Here is a 15,454-nt window from a genome sequence, read left to right as displayed (position 1 = left end):
AGGCCGGGTCGACCGACGGCCCGTGCACGCGGGATGATAGTGCACGGCCCCGTGTGTCCGGAGAAAAGGAGGGCCGCTCCAGCGCGAGCCTCGCTATTTCCCAGCGCCTCGCGGCGCTTCCTCGAAGGCCGCGAGGCGGGCGAGCTGCTCGCGCGCCACGTTCAGGTTCGTCCCGGCGACGGCATGGGCCAGCCGCTGAAGCCACGCGGCCCCCGCGGGCCGCTTCGTGAGCCATCGACTGCCCACCACCATGAGGGCCAGGAACACGAGCCCGAAGAGCACGTTCGCCGCCAGGTAGCCCGTCCCCAACGCGCGCCAGGCATCCACTCCGACCACGCCTCGCAGTCCGACGATGAGCAGCGGCGTCCACAAGAGCGGCGACAGCCACAGCACCCACTGCGTCGTGCGGACCGAGGACAGCCTCAACGATTCGACACCGGCCTGGAGCTGGGTGATGGGCGCCGCATAGTCGAGCGCTCCCGCGCGAAGCCACTGTCGCCCCGAGATGGCCGTGAGCACCAGCGCCACACCATGAAGCAGCAGCGCGGGCACGACGAACCGGGGCTCATGCACGTTCGCCGCGATGAAGGCCCCCAGCGCGACCAGGCTGACCAGCCCCATCACCAGCTCGAACCCCATCGACACTCGCAGCCGGGTCATCGCCGTCCTCGTCCCCTCCAGCTCCGTCGCGCGCAGCAGCCGTCGGTTGAGGCGAATCACCTCGTCCAACCGCGCGTCATGCGCCTGCCAGCACTTCTGGAAATCATCGAGCTCCATCGTCAGGTCTCCTTCGTCGTGTCGATTGAGAGGCGCTTCATGTCGGCGCGCAGCCGGTCCTTCAGGCGTCCGATTCGCGTCGAGACATTGGCGGTGCTGATACCGAGCACCTCCGAGATGTCCGCGTGGCCGTGGCCATCCAGGTACAACATCGCCAGGGCCTTGCTCAGGTCATCGAGCCGGGCGATGGACTGGTACAAGAGCGCGAGGTCCTCCGACGGAGGCCCCTCCACGTCCCGAGCCACCTCCAGCATCTCCTGGCTCTCCGGCGCGAGATGTCGCTTCCGCGTCCCCTCCCGCCGCTGGAAGGAGATGGCCACGTTGAGCGCCACCCGGTACATCCACGTCGAGAACCGGAGCCTCTCGTCGTAGCGGGGAAACGACTGCCAGAGCTGGGCGATGGTCTCCTGGACCAGGTCGTCCGGCTCCACCCCAGGGACGCCGTAGACGCGGGCGACTTTGTAGAGGATTCGCCGGTGCGCCTCCAGGAGGGCGAGGAAGCGGGCATGTCGGTCGGGTTCGGCCATCGCGGGTCCACAGGGTGCGAGGACGCGAGTGACGCGTCCATCGCCTTCACTCCATGGTTCGCGCCAGGGGGAGGAATTCTCACACCCCCTCTCCATTTTCCCGGACGCCGACGAACGCCACGCCTCCGGCCGAGGCCCCGACCCGGGCAGCCAGGAAGGCCACCGCTGAGCCGCCACCCCAGCCCTTTAGGACGGGTGCGTCCCCATCCGTGGGATAGGGTGCCCGGCCATGACCTTCTCCTCCCTCGGTCTCTCGGACGCGCTCGTCCGCGCGATGAGCGACCTCGACTGCCTCGACCCCACCCCTGTGCAGCGCGCCGCCATTCCGGCGGTGCTCCGAGGCGGTGACGTCTGGGCGTCGGCACCGACGGGCTCGGGGAAGACCGCCGCGTTCGTGCTGCCGCTCCTGGAGGCCCTGGGCGTGAGTCCCGTTGGCACACCCCGGCGGACCCGCGCCCTCATCGTCGTTCCCACCCGCGAACTCGCCGCTCAAATCGCCGAGGCCGTCGAGCAGCTCGGGCGCCATCTGCCCCGGCGATTGAAGACGTGCCTCGCGGTCGGCGGCGTCTCCATCAACCCCCAGATGATGGCGCTGCGCGGAGGCGCGGACCTCGTCGTGGCCACGCCGGGCCGCGCGCTGGACCTGGTGGACCAGAACGCGCTCCGGCTCTCCACGGTGGAGACCCTGGTCCTCGACGAGGCCGACCAGCTCCTCTCCCTGGGCTTCTCCGACGAGCTCACGCGCCTGCTCGCCCTGCTCCCCAAGCGCCGCCAGAACCTGTTGTTCTCCGCGACGTTTCCACCCGCCGTGGGGACGCTCGCCGCGGCGCTGCTGCACGAGCCCACCCGCATCGACATCCAGCCAGAAGCCCTGCCCGGCGCGGACCTCGTCATCCAGCGCGCCATCGAGGTGGACGCGGGGCGGCGAACGATGCTGCTGCGTCACCTGCTGGAGACCCAAGGCTGGTCCCACGTGCTGACCTTCGTGGCCAGCCGGTATGGGGCGGAGCACGTCGCGATGAAGCTCAACCGCGCTGGCATCACCGCCGCGCCCCTGCACGGAGAGCTCAGCCAGGGAGCGCGCACGCGCGCGCTGGCGGACTTCAAGGCGAAGCGCGTGAAGGTCCTCGTCGCCACGGATGTCGCCGCGCGCGGCATCGACATCGTGCAGCTCCCCGCCGTCGTGAACTACGACCTGCCGCGCTCACCCGTGGACTACGTGCACCGGATTGGCCGCACGGGCCGGGCGGGCGAGCCTGGCACGGCGCTCAGCTTCATCAGCGCGGACACCCAGGCCCACTTCCGGCTCATCGAGCGTCGCCACCAGCTCCGCCTCCCCCGCGAACAGCTTCCGGGGTTCGAGCCCGTCGACGTCCCCACCCCGCCCCTGGACGTGAATGGCGGCGTGAAGGGGAAGCGCAAGAGCAAGAAGGACAAGCTGCGCGAAGCCGCCGCGGCCGCCGCGAGCCGCCCGCCGGCGCGTAAAATAAAAGGGCCGTGAAACACGGGCGGGAAGATCCGCGAACGCCTTCGTTCCTCTGGGGCACAACCCGGAGGTTTCATGCAACGCGGTGCATTCCTGTTGGCTCTCGCCAGTCTCATCCCCACATGGGCCCTGGCGGCGCCCCACGTCACGAGGCTTCCTCCTCAGAACGCAGCAGTCCAATGCAGCCCCGGCGCGACGTGCACCCAGCCCACGGTGGACGGTTGGGTTGCTCCGATGGAGTACGCCGACGGCAAGAAGTTCCCGCTGCAGGACTATGCGAACGGCGGCCCCAACGGCGAGCTGTACCTGCTCGTCAGTGACAACGCCGAGTACACCTCGGAGGAGTGCAACTTCGGGATGCCCAAGGCCGGCGGGATTCCCTCGGTCCAGACCAACCCCTGCCTCTCGCAGACGCTGTTCATCGGCATGCGGCTGCCCCGGCCCAAGGACGCCAACGGGAACTTCCTGGACGCGGCGGGCCTCATCGACATCTGGCTCGACGCCCAACGCGACGCCACCATCAACCAGGTGACCGGGGCGAACCAGCCCCGCTCCGAGGACCGTCGCCTCCAGCTGCGCTACTCCACCGGTCCAAATGGAAACACCACGCTCTCGCAGCGGATGGGCAACAACACGAATGGCTGGACGGGACTGACCGACCCCAACCAGGCCTGGGCCACCACCGTCGTGGTGTCGACCCCGAGCGCACAGTCGTCCCGCGTGCACATCGAGTTCGCGGTGAAGCTGCGCAGCAGCGTGCCGCCCATCACCGGCAGCGAACCCTTGTCCGCGCTCGTCCGCAAGCTGGGCCTCGGCATCCAGAGCACCGTCTTCTCGGTGGCCGGCGCCACGCAGCGGGTGGGAGGCGGCATCTTCCCCAACGTGAAGAACCAGTCGCCCGTCGACTTCATCCCCTCGACCTGGGAGACGCTCGAGCTCAAGGAGCCCGTCTCCATCCCCCTGAGCTTCACCATGTGGAACGTGGGGCAGATGCCCGACGCGACATTCTGGGTCCCCGACGGAGGCTCGGGAGAGATTGACACCGTCGCCGTCAAGATTTTCAGGAAGGAGGTCGCCTGCATCTCCGAAATCTGGATGTCCCATGAGCGCGGCGAGCTCATCGAGAAGGTCAACGCGCTGCGCGCCATCGAGCTGCTGCCGCCCATGCAGGCCGTCACGGAGCTGAACGACGAAGTCTTCAAGCTGCCCACCGAGAGCACGGGCCTCGTGCTGCTGTCCTCACGGCAGATTCTGGAGGGAGGCGTGCACCACTTCCCCTCTCACATGTGCACCGGCTCCGACTGCATGCAGGACAAGGGCGTCATCTGGGCGCGCATCGCCACCCCCGCCGCGACCGAGCCCGTCATCGTCATGGAAGAGACCGGCGCCTCCAGGACCTCCTCCGCGACGGACTACGGTGAGTTCGTCGATGTGTTCTGCACCCACGTCAACGCGGGAGAGAACACTCCGGGGCCGGACACCGATGCCCGCGAGGACCAGCTCTTCGACATCAAGGCCTATGTCCAGCAGGTGCGCAAAGGCGGGCCCCTGCATGCCAACACCTTCCCGTACCTGCTCGGCGACGACGACATCTTCCCCCAGGGGACGTGGCCGAGCGGCATGGACCGCCCCGCCTTCCTGCTCGGGGACATGAACACCCTGGGGCCCAAGGCCACCCAGCCCGACTCCAACTTCCCCCGCTATCAAGACATGGTGGGCCCCAGCTTCCTGGACATCAGCCAGCTCACCGAGTTCGAGAAGGCCAACAGCCTCTTCTCCGAGTCCCGTGACCTGGCGCGCACCTCGTCCGGCCCGGACCCGATGGCGACCGGAACGTGGCTGGGCACCACCTGCACGGACCTGGTGACGGACGAACTGGGCTCCAAGGACCGGCTCGACTACGTGCTGGTGTTCCCCGCCGAGGACACCCTGGAGTTCCCCGCCTACGCGCTGCTCAAGGAGCCCACCGCGGACGTCAAGCCGCACTTCGACCCTGACTCCAGCATCATCCTGTCGAACCCGCCGCAGCTCTTCCAGCAATGCCTGTCGGACCACGCGATGGTGGACGTGAGCGTGGCATTGACGAAGGTGAAGGACACCGTGAAGTACAACCCCGCCAAGCCTCACCGGCTTGAATACGCGGTGAAGCAGGTGACGGATTTGGAGACGGAGAGCGGCTGCTGCGCGGACTGGTTCACGCCCCGGGTCCACATGACGGCCAATGGCTTCTTCCGGGAGAACGCCTTCCTGACCATCGTCGAGGACCAGACCATCTACCCGAACTGGCAGGTTCAGACAGGACCGGACAATCCCACGCAGTTCCCGGACCTGCCCGCCAACTTCACGGGGGTGGTGAACATGACCTCCGCCATCTGGGAGGAGGATACTGGCCCCAACGACCACTACGACTCCATCCCCGAGGGGGGCGCGGGGACGGCGGTGGACGAGCGAGACGGCCACTTCAGCTTCTTCGCGGGGACGGGCCTGGTCCGCCGGGTGAAGGGCGAGACGAGTCCCAATGATTGGTTCACGGGGCTCGAGCTGATGGGCAGCTTCCTGAACGGGTACGAGAACGGCATGTCCCTGGAGACCGAGGGCAAGGATTTGGACACGGGCGACAACGCCCGGGTGCGGCACTTCATCCAACTGAAGGAGCTGGAGACCCCATGAGCGCAATGAATCTGAAGTACGCGGTGCTCGCGCTGCTCCTCGGGGGGACGGCCCACGCCGTCGAGCCGATGGTGCCCTACGACAACTTCAACCCGACGGAGTCCAACCCGCCTCGCGCGACGAAGGTGCGCGGCATCGACGCGGCACGGTGGACCAGCCAGGAGAGCGGAAGCCGGCAGCAGGCGATTCGTGAGCTGGCCTTCACCCGCCTGCGGCTCTTGAGCCGCTCCAACACGGGCACGGGACGCTACGGCCTGCGCCTCACGCAGCCGTCGGCGGTGACGGCCATCGAGGCGAAGGTCCGCGTGAACAACGCCCGGAGCACGGGGTGCGCGGCGCCGGGTGTCGGGGTCTCCCAGGGAGCGGCGGAGCTGTCCGGCCACTTCTTCAACGCCGCCGTGCCGAGCCGGGCCAGCGCGAAGGACGACATCACCGCGTCCATCCGCATCGTCTCCCGGTCCACGGACCCGCTGGGCTCACAGGACTTGAGGGTGGAAGCGCTCATCGAGCGGTGCAGGGACGCGTCGTGCACGGGGCGCAGCTCGCTCTTCACGTCGGACCTGGGCCCGGTTCACCAGGGCGAGCAGGCCCGGCTGCGAGTCCAGTGGGACGCGGTGAATGACCGCTTCGTGTTCCAGCGCGACAGCCAGCCCGAGGTGTACGGCGCCTACACCGTCACGGACACCCATGTCCCGGGCATCGCCAACAAGGAGCTCGTGGTGACACACGCCCTGCCGTCCTGCGGCAGCGGAACTCCCAGCCCGCTGGGGTATGTGAATGCCTACTTCCACGACGTGCTGGTGAACCAGTCGGCGGCCCCCGCGCCCTGACGCCTCCATCTGACGGACCTGGATGGAGTTGAACGCCCGCGGCCCACCCCGACGCCCTGGGGTGGGCCGCTCGAATGCCCTGTCACGGAATGCAGGCGGATTCAGCGCAAACAACCGTAGGTCCAGATCGAGACGTGCGGAGACACCACCCCCCCGCGGATGATGGTCCCATTACAGAGACAGTCCTGCCGACCGACCTCTTCGGTCTTCGTCGCGTCACGGTAGTAGGTGATCTCCGTGAGCGCGCCCGGTACGCAAGATGCCGGTCGCAGCTCGGCCTCCTCCGACGCCTCGACAGGGAGTTCGGACTCCTCGGTCGCCGCCGCTCCACCGCAACCCGCCATCAGCACGGCCCCGGCAACGACAGCCCACTTGACGATACAGTTCATCCGCTCCTCCTGGGTTGAAGCACCGCAGCCTAGACCAGCAAATCGCCACAACCAATATAACCAGGACAACCCGACTGTCAGCATTAGCGGCGGGTGAACACCCCCAGCTTGTCGCGGTTCCACGCGTTGATGGTCAGCGAGAGGACCTTCGTTCGTGGCGCGGCGAAGAGGGCCCCCGAGAACCCTGACTCGTTCTCGCCCGTGGTCTGGAAATAGAACTCGTCGCCGCTGTAGTGCATGAGCGCGAAGCGCTTTCCGGCGGGACCGACGGTGAAGGACAGCGCCCCATCTCTCAGCGACACGGTGAGGTCTCCGTAGACGCGGTTGGGATAGGTTCCGACATAGGCATTCAAGCTTCGCGCGGGAGTCGGGTTCACCGCGGGCTTGGAATACTTCGTCTGGTCCGCGGTGATGGGCTCGGCCACGAGGGGCCCGAAGAAGGCCAGCCAGTCTCGCGTGGACGCGCCGTAGCGGACGATGTCCACGAACTCGGCGGAGATGGCCTCCGGCACGCCTCGCGGGTCCGCGTTCGTCAGCACGGCGATGGCCAGCTTCTTGGACGGATAGACGGTGATGACCGTGGACGCACCCCGGCCGAAGGCGCCCGAGTGGCCCAGTCTCAACTCGCCGGTGTCCTCGTAGCCGACGTTCCAGCCCAGGCCATAGAAGCTCGCCCGTCCTCCCAGCTCGTCCGGCCCCTGGGTGACACTGCTGGGCCGCCAGATGGTCTGCAGCCCCGGGACGTCCACCACGGGAGTCTGAAGGCCCGGGTAGCTGCCTCCCGCGAGCAACATCGTCAGCCAGCGGGACAAGTCTCGCACCGACGAGTTCGCGCCACCGGCGGGCGCCTGTCCGTCATTGTTGGCCCCCAGGTCTGGCTTCCATTGGCCATCCACCAGCGTGTGCAGCGCCGCCCGGTTCTTGAGGGCCTGGAGGTCCGCGAAGGAGTAGGAGCTGCTGCTCATGCCGAGCGGCGCGAAAATCATCTCCCGCGCCAGGTCCTGCCAGGAGCGCCCCGTCCCCGTGGCGAACGCCAACGCCCCCGCCGTCAGTCCATAGTTGGTATAGGCATACGAGTCGCGAAACCGCGTCAGGGGATACAGCGCCAGCTTCGAGATGATCTGGTCGGCGTTGTAGCCCAGGTCCTCGAGCAGGTCTCCCGCATGGTCGGGCAGGCCACTGCGATGCGCGAACATGTCGGCGACCGTGACGTGCTGCCCCACCCAGGCATCCGCGAGCGTGAAGCCAGGACGGAACGTCTGCAGCGTGTCATTCCAGTCCACCTTGGCCAGGCGCCGCGTCAGTGCCGCGGCAATCACCGTGGAGCTCAGCGGCTTGGAGACCGAGGCGAGCTGGAACACGGTGTCCGCGTCGACGTCCCCCACGACACCCGCCTGTCGTTCGCCCAGGCCCTTGAGGTACCGGACCACGCCGTCGTACACCACGGCGACCGCGATTCCGGGCACGGTGGTGGCCGCCTTGTCCTTCTTGACGATGTCGTCGAGCACCGCCAGGGCGCGCGTCACTCCGTCCGGGGTGATCTGCCCCGAGGCCGCGGGCGTCGCCTGAGTCGCGGCCCTTGGAACGGCTGCTGGCCCCGCCGCCTCCGCCGCCGAGCCCGTCCCGGAGAGGGCGGCGCCCACCCCCGCGGCACCCAGGCCCCGCAGCAGCGTCCTGCGTGCCATTCCTGACTCCACCGTGGGTCCTGAACCCTGCCCGTCGTCCTGCGCCATGACTCCCCCCAGAAGCCTCACGTCGAAGAGGTTTCGACGCACTCGCGGCGGGCAGAGTGGGAGGCCCGTGCACGCACACGCAACAGACCCAGGTGCCGGTGTGCCGTCGGGTCAACCTCACCTCGTCTTCCAGCAACGGCGGGCCGTCCGGAATTCCTTCCAGTCAATACCTGCCCACATCGATAGGACCTGAAGTCGACAATGCGTATCGCGCCCGGCCATGGCGTCTCCGACACCAAGGCCTGCGCCTTCGACGGAAGGGCTGAGCCCGTCACCCGAATGAAAGAGAGCCGCGCCCACCTTGGAGTGGAGCGCGGCTCTCTCACGTCAGCGCTGACAGCGGGCTACTGGCAGCTCCCCGCCTGCAGGTAGTCGAGCAGCGAGCCACCGCCGCTCGAAGTCTCACGGCCCACCAGGCACTGGCCCGCGGGGACGGCCACGCTCGAGGCCCCGGCGGTGAGCGACAGCTCGCCCGTCACGACCTGCACGCCGCCCTTGAAGCCGGTGGTGGCGTTGGCGCGCACCGGACGCAGGCTCGGGCCCCCCGTCCCACCCGTGAAGCGAACGCGGTACGTCGCATCCTCGTACGCTGAAGGGACTTCCATCTCCGGGTCCGCCTTGAGCGGCGCCAGGAAGAAGCGCGCCACCAGGTCCACCTCCGGCTGCACGCGCACCAGCGGCAGTCCGTCATCCCCGCGCGACAGATTCAGGTCGAAGTGGCGGCCGGACTGGCTGTTGAGGTCCAGCGTGAAGAGCTTGTCGGTGCCCAGGCTCAAGAAGCTCTGCGCATCGCCGAGCCCCACGTGGGCCACGGTGAAGTCCTTCTGGTTCTCCGTCGCCTCCAGGGTGAACGACAGGCCCGACAGCGACGCCGTCCAGTTCTTGCCCCGCAGCGCGGGCGCGAAACCCGAGTACGGCAGGCTCACCTCGGTGGTGTTCAAGTCCAGCAGGAAGCGCGCGCGCTTCGCCACGCCATCCGCCTCCAGCTCCACCAGCGGCGCGGCGCGCGCCGAGGAGATGGCCACGGTGCCACCCTCACCCGCCAGCTCCAGCCGCAGCGCCTGGAGGATGGAGCCGCTGACAATCCAGCGCTGCGCCCCCTCCTTCGTCACCTTCAGCTCCACCTGCCCCACCATCACCGTCGGCAGCGCGGCGGCCGCCTCCGCGTCGAGCTGCTGCACCGCGCTCTTCACGCCCCCCAGGTCCACGACCAGGGAGATGACCTTCGGCAGGAAGCGCAGCGACACGGGCTGGGCCTTCTTCGAACCGATGAGGAACGCCAGCTCCAGCCCGTCATCGTCCAGGGTCGTCGCCCGCACGCGCAGCTCGGACTGGTTCACGAACTTCACGCAGTCGGTGTCCGCCGCCTCGCTGCCATCGGTGCAGACATTCTCGCCCTTGAGCAGGAAGACGGTGGAGTCACCTTCCGTCGACTCCACGTGCTCCGCGGTGAAGACGCGCTCGCGCAGGTACTTCTCCAGCCGCGCGGCCTGGGCGTTCGTCTCGGCCTCGTTGGAGAAGTCGGGGAGCGACGAGCCGTCCTCCTCCGTCTCCTCGCTCGGGAGCGCCGGCAACGGAACGCCCTCGAAGCCGGTGCTGAAGACGGACAGGGCCTCCTCCAGGCTGTCCACCGCGGGCAGGCCATTCATCGTCCGTACGCTCGCGCTGACGCCGCGCACCATCTCCGCGGAACGGCTGGCGGTGACGTCCGCGACCTTCCGCGCGTCGGGCGGGTTCTCGCTGTCGCATCCCGTGGCGACGAGTGCGAACACCGCGACGCCGGCGAGCCAGGACCTGGCGTTCCTCATGAACTGCTCCTTGAAAGGGGTGTGGGTACGTGTCCCCTCCTGAGCAATGCATGGGCCAAGCATGATTCCAGGTGTTTCGAGTGGTTACCGCGATGACTGGGGGTGTAGCGCCCTGCACACCGCGACATCACTGTCACGAGGCCTACGCACCTCTCGCCATCCGTGCGCGCCGGCATGGAATCGACGCGCCGCGCAAGACAGTCAGAGAGCGGCGGCCGTCAATGCGTGCGGACGCGGGCGAGCCGGTCGGCGAAGAAGTCGAACATGCGCACGTCCGTGAGCGCCCGGCCCAGGGGCTGGCAGTGGAAGTCCGCCCCTTCCTCGCGGGTGAAGCGGACGCGCTCCTTGTCGCAACGCAGCGCCTGGAACAAGACCTCCGCCTGACCTGGCCAGAACTGCTCGCCTTCCGGGTCGAGGACGAGCATGGGCGTGCGGATGCGCTCCACGACGTCACGCAGGTGGTAGCGCAGCACCTGGGAGAACGTGTCGAACGGCGTCCCGGTGCCGTAGGGCCTGCTCCGAAAGGCCATGACCCGGGCCATGACAGGGTCCGCCTCCACTTCGCGCATCGCCTCGTTGAACGGCTCCCGCGCTCCCGCGTGCAGCAGCGCGATGAGCTCTGGTGGCAGGTGTGACGTCCACGACGTGGACACGTCCATCACTCCCGGGTCCACCACCGCGGCGATGAAGCGAGGCTCGAAAGCCAGCGCACGAGGAAGCCAGTAGCCGCCCTGGCTGATGCCATAGGCGAGCAGCCCGCGCGCATCCACATCCGAGCGGGACACCAGCACGTCCACGACGGGAGTGAGCACCGCCTCCCAGTCCGGTCGGAAGGCGATGCCCCGCTCGAACAGCAGCGATTGCTGTCCGGGGCCGTCATACACGAAGGTATTGAAGCCCCGTCGCAGCGCGCCCGAGGCGCCCGTGCCCCACAGCGACGTGAGCGAGCCGTCACTGCCATTGGTCATCACGAGCGTCGGCCGCGCCGTGCCCGAGGCATCCGGACGGAGGAGGTAGCCGGGCAGCGTCCCCTCCTCGTAGGGAACCTCCACCCGGAGGAAGCAGCCCTCGGAGTGGGCCACCACCGCATCCCAGCACCGTCGATGCAGGGCGAAGGTCGGCGCCAGGACGCCGGGGTCCGCCAGGCCCGTGACGAAGGCGAGCGCGCGCGAGCAGGCCTCCGCCGCGGCCAGGAAGAACCACCGCGCGCTCTCCTCGTGTCCGGAGGCCGCGCTCGACTCCGCCTGGGCACGCAGCCGCTCCGCGGAGGCCTTCCAGGCCTGGAACCACCCTTCCGCGCTCCCCTCCTCGATGGACGCGAGCGTCACGAGCACGCCGCCGATATCGCCCACCCCCTGCGTCGCGAGCCCCAGGGCCATCCGCGCCTCGAAGTCGAAGTCGGGGTCCGCGAAGAAGCGCGCGGGAATGCCGCTGTCCCGCGTGCCGTGAGGCAGCGGTACTGTTGTCTCCTCGCTCATGGGGCCCTCGCTCCCATCCAGCCTGGACGGCAAACGTCATATCTCCGAGGACCGCCTTCAAGCGGACGGCCCGACGGACGGGCGCCCGAGCTTCCAGGCGCCCGGAGCAGGTGCGCTCACGGCCGTCGGGCAGGCCCCTCCCTCAGTTCACGCACTCGAACTCGTCGTCGCCATTCCAGGACTGGAGCCAATAGCCGCACCCGGCGGTGACCCAGGCTCCGCTCGACGGCTTCGTGGTGAGGGCGACCTGGCGGATGACCGTCGAGGCGGGCCAGAACTTCTTGCAGTAGGCCAGCCCGCCGATGTCGCAGCCCGACGTGCAATCGGGGTCCGGCGTCCAGCTTCCACTGACGGACCTGTGGGTGTTCACCTTGCCGCACCACCGCGAGAAGCGACCGAGCGTGGTGCCAGTCGAGGTGCCGCAATCACCCGGGCACGTCCCCGTCGTCTCGCCGTTGTTGCAGATGCCATCGCCACAGGAAGGGCAGTCGCTCGGACAGGACGACGCGTTCTCGTTCGAGCTGCAGACCCCGTCTCCGCAGTACCCGCAGTCATCCGGACAGGTGGACACGTCCTCGTTGCCACCACAGACCCCGTCACCACAGACCTGGCAATCAATCTCGCAGTTCCACGCATTCTCATTGGGACCACAGAGACCATCACCACAGTATCCGGATCCGGAGCAGTCCCAGGGGCAGGTCCATTCGTCCTCGAAGTCGCCGCAGATGCCATCGCCACAGTATGCGAGTTCCTCATGGCCCGGCGGGGGGTTGCCCGGCAACGACTGGGGTTGGGTGGAGGTCGTGCTCGGTCCAACCTCGGTGATGTCGCCAGCGCAGGCGGTGAGCAGTGTCGCAAGGCAGAGCCAGGGCATGAGTCGTGACATGGGATTCCTCTGGATGGATGTGGGGTACAGGCGAGAGGCAGACACCGCCTGGAGGCGAATGCCAGACACTCCCGCGCGGCCACCATAGGCCCGAACGCCCATCTCCAGACAAAGAGATTGCGCCATGCAATGACATTGGGGTGGCGCCGTCAAATTGCAATCCGGTCAGAGCCAGGCGGTTTTTTTCCGACGCGAGGCAGGGCGTCGGTCACGGGTATAGAGTCCAGCGGAATGTTCTTGCTCGCCGCCAATCCTCCGCCGCCCTTCCTGGCCTGGGTCATTCCCGTCGCGTTCCCGGTGATGTTCGTCTGCGTAATCCGCCTCCAGCTCCAGCCCTCCGCGATGAAGCCGTTCGAGGTCTATCTATCGGCCGTCAGAAAGCCTCGAGGGTGATGGTCGCCCTCGTGGGCTGCCGCGAGACGGTGAACGAGCTGCCGTCGCAGTTGTCGTCGTTGCCGAGCGCATACGCGCGGCCGTCGATGGCATTGGCGTGCACCACGCGGGCGTAGTGATTCGTGAGGCCCTTCCAGGGCCGGTAGCTGTCCCGCAGGGTCTCCTTGCACGCCTCGGTTCCGCTGATGACGCCCAGACGGTCCTGCGCCAGCAGCACCGTTCGATTGAGCGCCGGGGCGAGCGCGCCTTGAATCTGGGAGCCGTGGAGGCCCCCACCCTCCTGGGCGTTGACCTGGTTGGCGAACACCTGGAAGGTCGTCGGCTTCGAGAACGCGGGCCGCACGCTCCCGGCGACGGATGCTTGCTGGAAGACGAACGAGCCCGAGGCGTCCACGGACCCGACGAAGTACATCCCGGCTTCGACCTCGACTCCCAGGCGGCGGGGGCCGCCGGCCGCGTAGTTCTCCCACACCGCGTCGATGTACGGGTCGAAGTATGTCGGGCTGAACGCACCGTTCTCGATGCCGTGGAAGGGCGCGATGGCGACGATGTCCTGACCGCCATTCTGGATGACGAGCTTCTCCCACCCGGGGGTGGCCTTGAGCGCCGACAGGATTTGGGAGCGCGCGCCGGCCTTGAAGCCGACTCCGTCTCCGCCGGGCGCATCCTTGCCGTACACACGCAGCGACATGGGAATGCCGACCATGTCGACCTGCGTGAGGTTCGCGTTGAAGCCCGTCATCGGGTCCTTCGGCAGGTTGACGAACTCCCACCAGTCGAAGAGCGTGCCGAAGTTGTCGCCGTGGGTGCTCCAGCCGTTCGGCGTGGTGTTGTTGAAATAGGGCGAGCCGGTGATGCTGGCCGCCTTCATCTTCAACTGGTCCTTGACCGAGAAGTACATGCGCGCGCCGCCGTTGAGCGCCGGCAGCAGCATCTTCCCGCCATCGGTTCCAGTCTTCAGGTTGATGCTGTAGTCGAGGAGCCCGTTCTTCTCGTCGCCGGGCTGTATCTGCTCGAGCGCGCCGGTCCTCGCGTCGGCCAGGCGATACCACGGATGGAATCGCCCCTCCCCCGGACTGTCCGGCTGCTGCTGCCCGGTGGCCACGAGCCAGATATCGCTGTCCGCATAGGGCGTGTTGTTCACGATTTGAATCGGAAGTGTGTCTGCCATGAAGAGGCCCTCGCGAGAGTTGAACGGCGACGTCTCCGGGCTCGTCTCCACCGAGCCCGGCCAGGGGCGAAAGTGTCGGGCGGCCACTGAGCTGGGTTCAAGGTGTGTGAATTCGCGGGAGCAAGCCGGCTTCGGAGGACACCTGGCCCGAGGGCCTGGAGCCAATCCCAGGCGGTGGATGCCCTGGCAGGGCCTCGAGTGGCTACACGCCCGTGCACCGGCGCGAGGCAAGCTGCTGGGGGCGCTACCTCACCGGAGGTGCTCATGCACCATGCCACGGCGTGTCGGGCTGCACCCCGAGGACGGCGACCTGGTAGCCTGGTCGGACCCCGGCGCCGCCCCTGACCCGGTGCCGGGTGCCCATGCCCCAGGATCCCGACTGGCCCATTCGTGTCGCCGCCATCAACGCCTTGCAGGAGCGGGTGCGGCGACTTGGCGACGTCCTTCCCTGGGACGTCATCGATGCGGGCTTCTCCTTCCAGGGGGAGACGCTCCACTTCGCGAACCGGGCGCGCGGCATCTTCTGGCCCCGACAGATGCGCGAGTCCGCCCTCTCCATCAAGACCACCGTGCCGCGCCAGGGACGCGAGGCCCGGTACGACGACCTTCCGTCGGACGAGGGGTTCGACTACCGGTTCCAGGGTGAGGATGTCGAGGGGCGCGACAACAGACGCCTGGTCCGCGCCATGGAGATGGATGCGCCGCTCATCTACTTCTACGGAATCGAACCCGGCATCTACGCCCCCATCTGGCCCGTCTACATCTCGGGCGTGGACCTGACCACGAAGTCCTTCACTGTGTCCTCGGGCTCACCGGGGTCACAGGTGCGGGCGCCAGGGAGCTATGTGGCGGACCCGAAGCTGCTCACCCTGGAGCGTCGCTACACGACGGTGGAGGTGAAGAAGCGACTGCACCAGGTGGCCTTCCGTCAGCACGTCCTGCACGCCTATGAGCAGCGCTGCGCCGTCTGCCGCTTTCCGCGCAGGGAGTTGCTGGATGCCGCCCACATCCTCCCGGACCGGGACGTGCGCGGCCGTCCCGAAGTCGCCAACGGCCTGTCGCTCTGCAAGCTCCATCATGGCGCGTTCGATGCGGACCTGATGGGCATCCGCCCCGATGGCATCATCGAAATCGCCCAGCGACTGATGGCTGAACACGACGGACCCACGCTGGAGCACGGACTCAAGGGCTTCGCGGGCAAACCGCTGGGAATCCTGCCCTTGCACCCCGCACAGCGTCCCCGCCCGGAGTATCTGGAGGAGCGCTACGCGCTCTTCCGCAGGACCCGAGACTCGTGAAGCCAAGC

General features: G+C 67.8%; 13 protein-coding genes. 5 read left to right on the top strand and 8 right to left on the bottom strand.

Features of this window, described 5'->3' with window-relative positions; translation table 11 throughout:
• Nucleotides 1-93: 93 nt before the first annotated feature.
• Nucleotides 94-777 (bottom strand): hypothetical protein, encoded by a 684-nt coding sequence (locus G4D83_RS25700; protein ID WP_240356580.1) that lies wholly within the window; start codon nucleotides 775-777, stop codon nucleotides 94-96.
• 2 nt (nucleotides 778-779) lie between these two features.
• A complete protein-coding gene (locus tag G4D83_RS25695) occupies nucleotides 780-1,304 on the bottom strand; it encodes an RNA polymerase sigma factor (protein WP_163867470.1) in 525 nt (174 codons plus the stop codon).
• Between the two features lie 229 nt (nucleotides 1,305-1,533).
• Between G4D83_RS25695 and G4D83_RS25690 the strand changes: the two genes are divergently transcribed.
• The 3 genes from G4D83_RS25690 (at nucleotide 1,534) to G4D83_RS25680 (ending at nucleotide 6,290) form a co-directional block, all read left to right on the top strand.
• Entirely contained in the window at nucleotides 1,534-2,805 is a 1,272-nt protein-coding gene (locus G4D83_RS25690; protein ID WP_163867469.1) for a DEAD/DEAH box helicase, read from the top strand.
• Nucleotides 2,806-3,024: 219 nt separating this feature from the next.
• A complete protein-coding gene (locus tag G4D83_RS25685; RefSeq protein ID WP_163867468.1) occupies nucleotides 3,025-5,460 on the top strand; it encodes an exonuclease/endonuclease/phosphatase family protein in 2,436 nt (811 codons plus the stop codon).
• The gene (locus tag G4D83_RS25680) at nucleotides 5,457-6,290 is read left to right on the top strand and encodes a hypothetical protein (protein WP_163867467.1); all 834 of its coding nucleotides are present in this window, start codon (nucleotides 5,457-5,459) and stop codon (nucleotides 6,288-6,290) included. Before G4D83_RS25685 ends, G4D83_RS25680 begins: the two co-directional genes overlap by 4 nt.
• Before the next feature lie 101 nt (nucleotides 6,291-6,391).
• Here the strand turns inward: G4D83_RS25680 and G4D83_RS25675 are convergent, their stop codons facing one another.
• The 5 genes from G4D83_RS25675 to G4D83_RS25655 all read right to left on the bottom strand — a co-directional run bounded on the left by G4D83_RS25675 (nucleotide 6,392) and on the right by G4D83_RS25655 (nucleotide 12,584).
• Complete coding sequence (locus G4D83_RS25675; RefSeq protein ID WP_163867466.1) at nucleotides 6,392-6,679, bottom strand: DUF6289 family protein; 288 nt, start codon at nucleotides 6,677-6,679, stop codon at nucleotides 6,392-6,394.
• Nucleotides 6,680-6,762: 83 nt separating this feature from the next.
• Nucleotides 6,763-8,364 (bottom strand): serine hydrolase, encoded by a 1,602-nt coding sequence (locus G4D83_RS25670; protein ID WP_163867465.1) that lies wholly within the window; start codon nucleotides 8,362-8,364, stop codon nucleotides 6,763-6,765.
• A 392-nt stretch (nucleotides 8,365-8,756) separates the two neighbouring features.
• Entirely contained in the window at nucleotides 8,757-10,220 is a 1,464-nt protein-coding gene (locus G4D83_RS25665) for a hypothetical protein (protein ID WP_163867464.1), read from the bottom strand.
• 218 nt (nucleotides 10,221-10,438) lie between these two features.
• Nucleotides 10,439-11,698, bottom strand: coding sequence for an alpha/beta hydrolase family protein (locus G4D83_RS25660; RefSeq protein WP_163867463.1), 1,260 nt, complete (start codon nucleotides 11,696-11,698; stop codon nucleotides 10,439-10,441).
• Between the two features lie 142 nt (nucleotides 11,699-11,840).
• Nucleotides 11,841-12,584: a hypothetical protein gene (locus tag G4D83_RS25655; protein WP_163867462.1), complete on the bottom strand. Its 744-nt coding sequence runs from the start codon at nucleotides 12,582-12,584 to the stop codon at nucleotides 11,841-11,843.
• A gap of 231 nt (nucleotides 12,585-12,815) precedes the next feature.
• Between G4D83_RS25655 and G4D83_RS25650 the strand changes: the two genes are divergently transcribed.
• A complete protein-coding gene (locus tag G4D83_RS25650; RefSeq protein ID WP_163867461.1) occupies nucleotides 12,816-12,977 on the top strand; it encodes a hypothetical protein in 162 nt (53 codons plus the stop codon).
• Here the strand turns inward: G4D83_RS25650 and G4D83_RS25645 are convergent.
• Nucleotides 12,958-14,148, bottom strand: a complete 1,191-nt coding sequence (locus G4D83_RS25645) for a beta-1,3-glucanase family protein (protein WP_163867460.1) — start codon at nucleotides 14,146-14,148, stop codon at nucleotides 12,958-12,960. The genes G4D83_RS25650 and G4D83_RS25645 overlap by 20 nt on opposite strands.
• Before the next feature lie 362 nt (nucleotides 14,149-14,510).
• Here G4D83_RS25645 and G4D83_RS25640 point away from each other — a divergent pair, with 362 nt between their 5' ends.
• The gene (locus G4D83_RS25640; protein WP_163867459.1) at nucleotides 14,511-15,446 is read left to right on the top strand and encodes an HNH endonuclease; all 936 of its coding nucleotides are present in this window, start codon (nucleotides 14,511-14,513) and stop codon (nucleotides 15,444-15,446) included.
• Nucleotides 15,447-15,454: the final 8 nt, after the last annotated feature.

It is taken from the genome of Myxococcus eversor (genome assembly GCF_010894455.1).
Classification (GTDB): domain Bacteria; phylum Myxococcota; class Myxococcia; order Myxococcales; family Myxococcaceae; genus Myxococcus; species Myxococcus eversor.
The sequence above is the reverse complement of the archived record's forward strand: the minus strand, read 5'-3'. Positions and strand labels throughout refer to the sequence as shown.

Coding starts and splice junctions, on each gene's coding strand:
- G4D83_RS25700 (WP_240356580.1), bottom strand. CDS start 777: ATGGAGCTCGATGATTTCCAGAAGTGCTGGCAGGCGCATGACGCGCGG.
- G4D83_RS25695 (WP_163867470.1), bottom strand. CDS start 1,304: ATGGCCGAACCCGACCGACATGCCCGCTTCCTCGCCCTCCTGGAGGCG.
- G4D83_RS25690 (WP_163867469.1), top strand. CDS start 1,534: ATGACCTTCTCCTCCCTCGGTCTCTCGGACGCGCTCGTCCGCGCGATG.
- G4D83_RS25685 (WP_163867468.1), top strand. CDS start 3,025: ATGGAGTACGCCGACGGCAAGAAGTTCCCGCTGCAGGACTATGCGAAC.
- G4D83_RS25680 (WP_163867467.1), top strand. CDS start 5,457: ATGAGCGCAATGAATCTGAAGTACGCGGTGCTCGCGCTGCTCCTCGGG.
- G4D83_RS25675 (WP_163867466.1), bottom strand. CDS start 6,679: ATGAACTGTATCGTCAAGTGGGCTGTCGTTGCCGGGGCCGTGCTGATG.
- G4D83_RS25670 (WP_163867465.1), bottom strand. CDS start 8,364: ATGGCACGCAGGACGCTGCTGCGGGGCCTGGGTGCCGCGGGGGTGGGC.
- G4D83_RS25665 (WP_163867464.1), bottom strand. CDS start 10,220: ATGAGGAACGCCAGGTCCTGGCTCGCCGGCGTCGCGGTGTTCGCACTC.
- G4D83_RS25660 (WP_163867463.1), bottom strand. CDS start 11,698: ATGAGCGAGGAGACAACAGTACCGCTGCCTCACGGCACGCGGGACAGC.
- G4D83_RS25655 (WP_163867462.1), bottom strand. CDS start 12,584: ATGTCACGACTCATGCCCTGGCTCTGCCTTGCGACACTGCTCACCGCC.
- G4D83_RS25650 (WP_163867461.1), top strand. CDS start 12,816: ATGTTCTTGCTCGCCGCCAATCCTCCGCCGCCCTTCCTGGCCTGGGTC.
- G4D83_RS25645 (WP_163867460.1), bottom strand. CDS start 14,148: ATGGCAGACACACTTCCGATTCAAATCGTGAACAACACGCCCTATGCG.
- G4D83_RS25640 (WP_163867459.1), top strand. CDS start 14,511: ATGCCCCAGGATCCCGACTGGCCCATTCGTGTCGCCGCCATCAACGCC.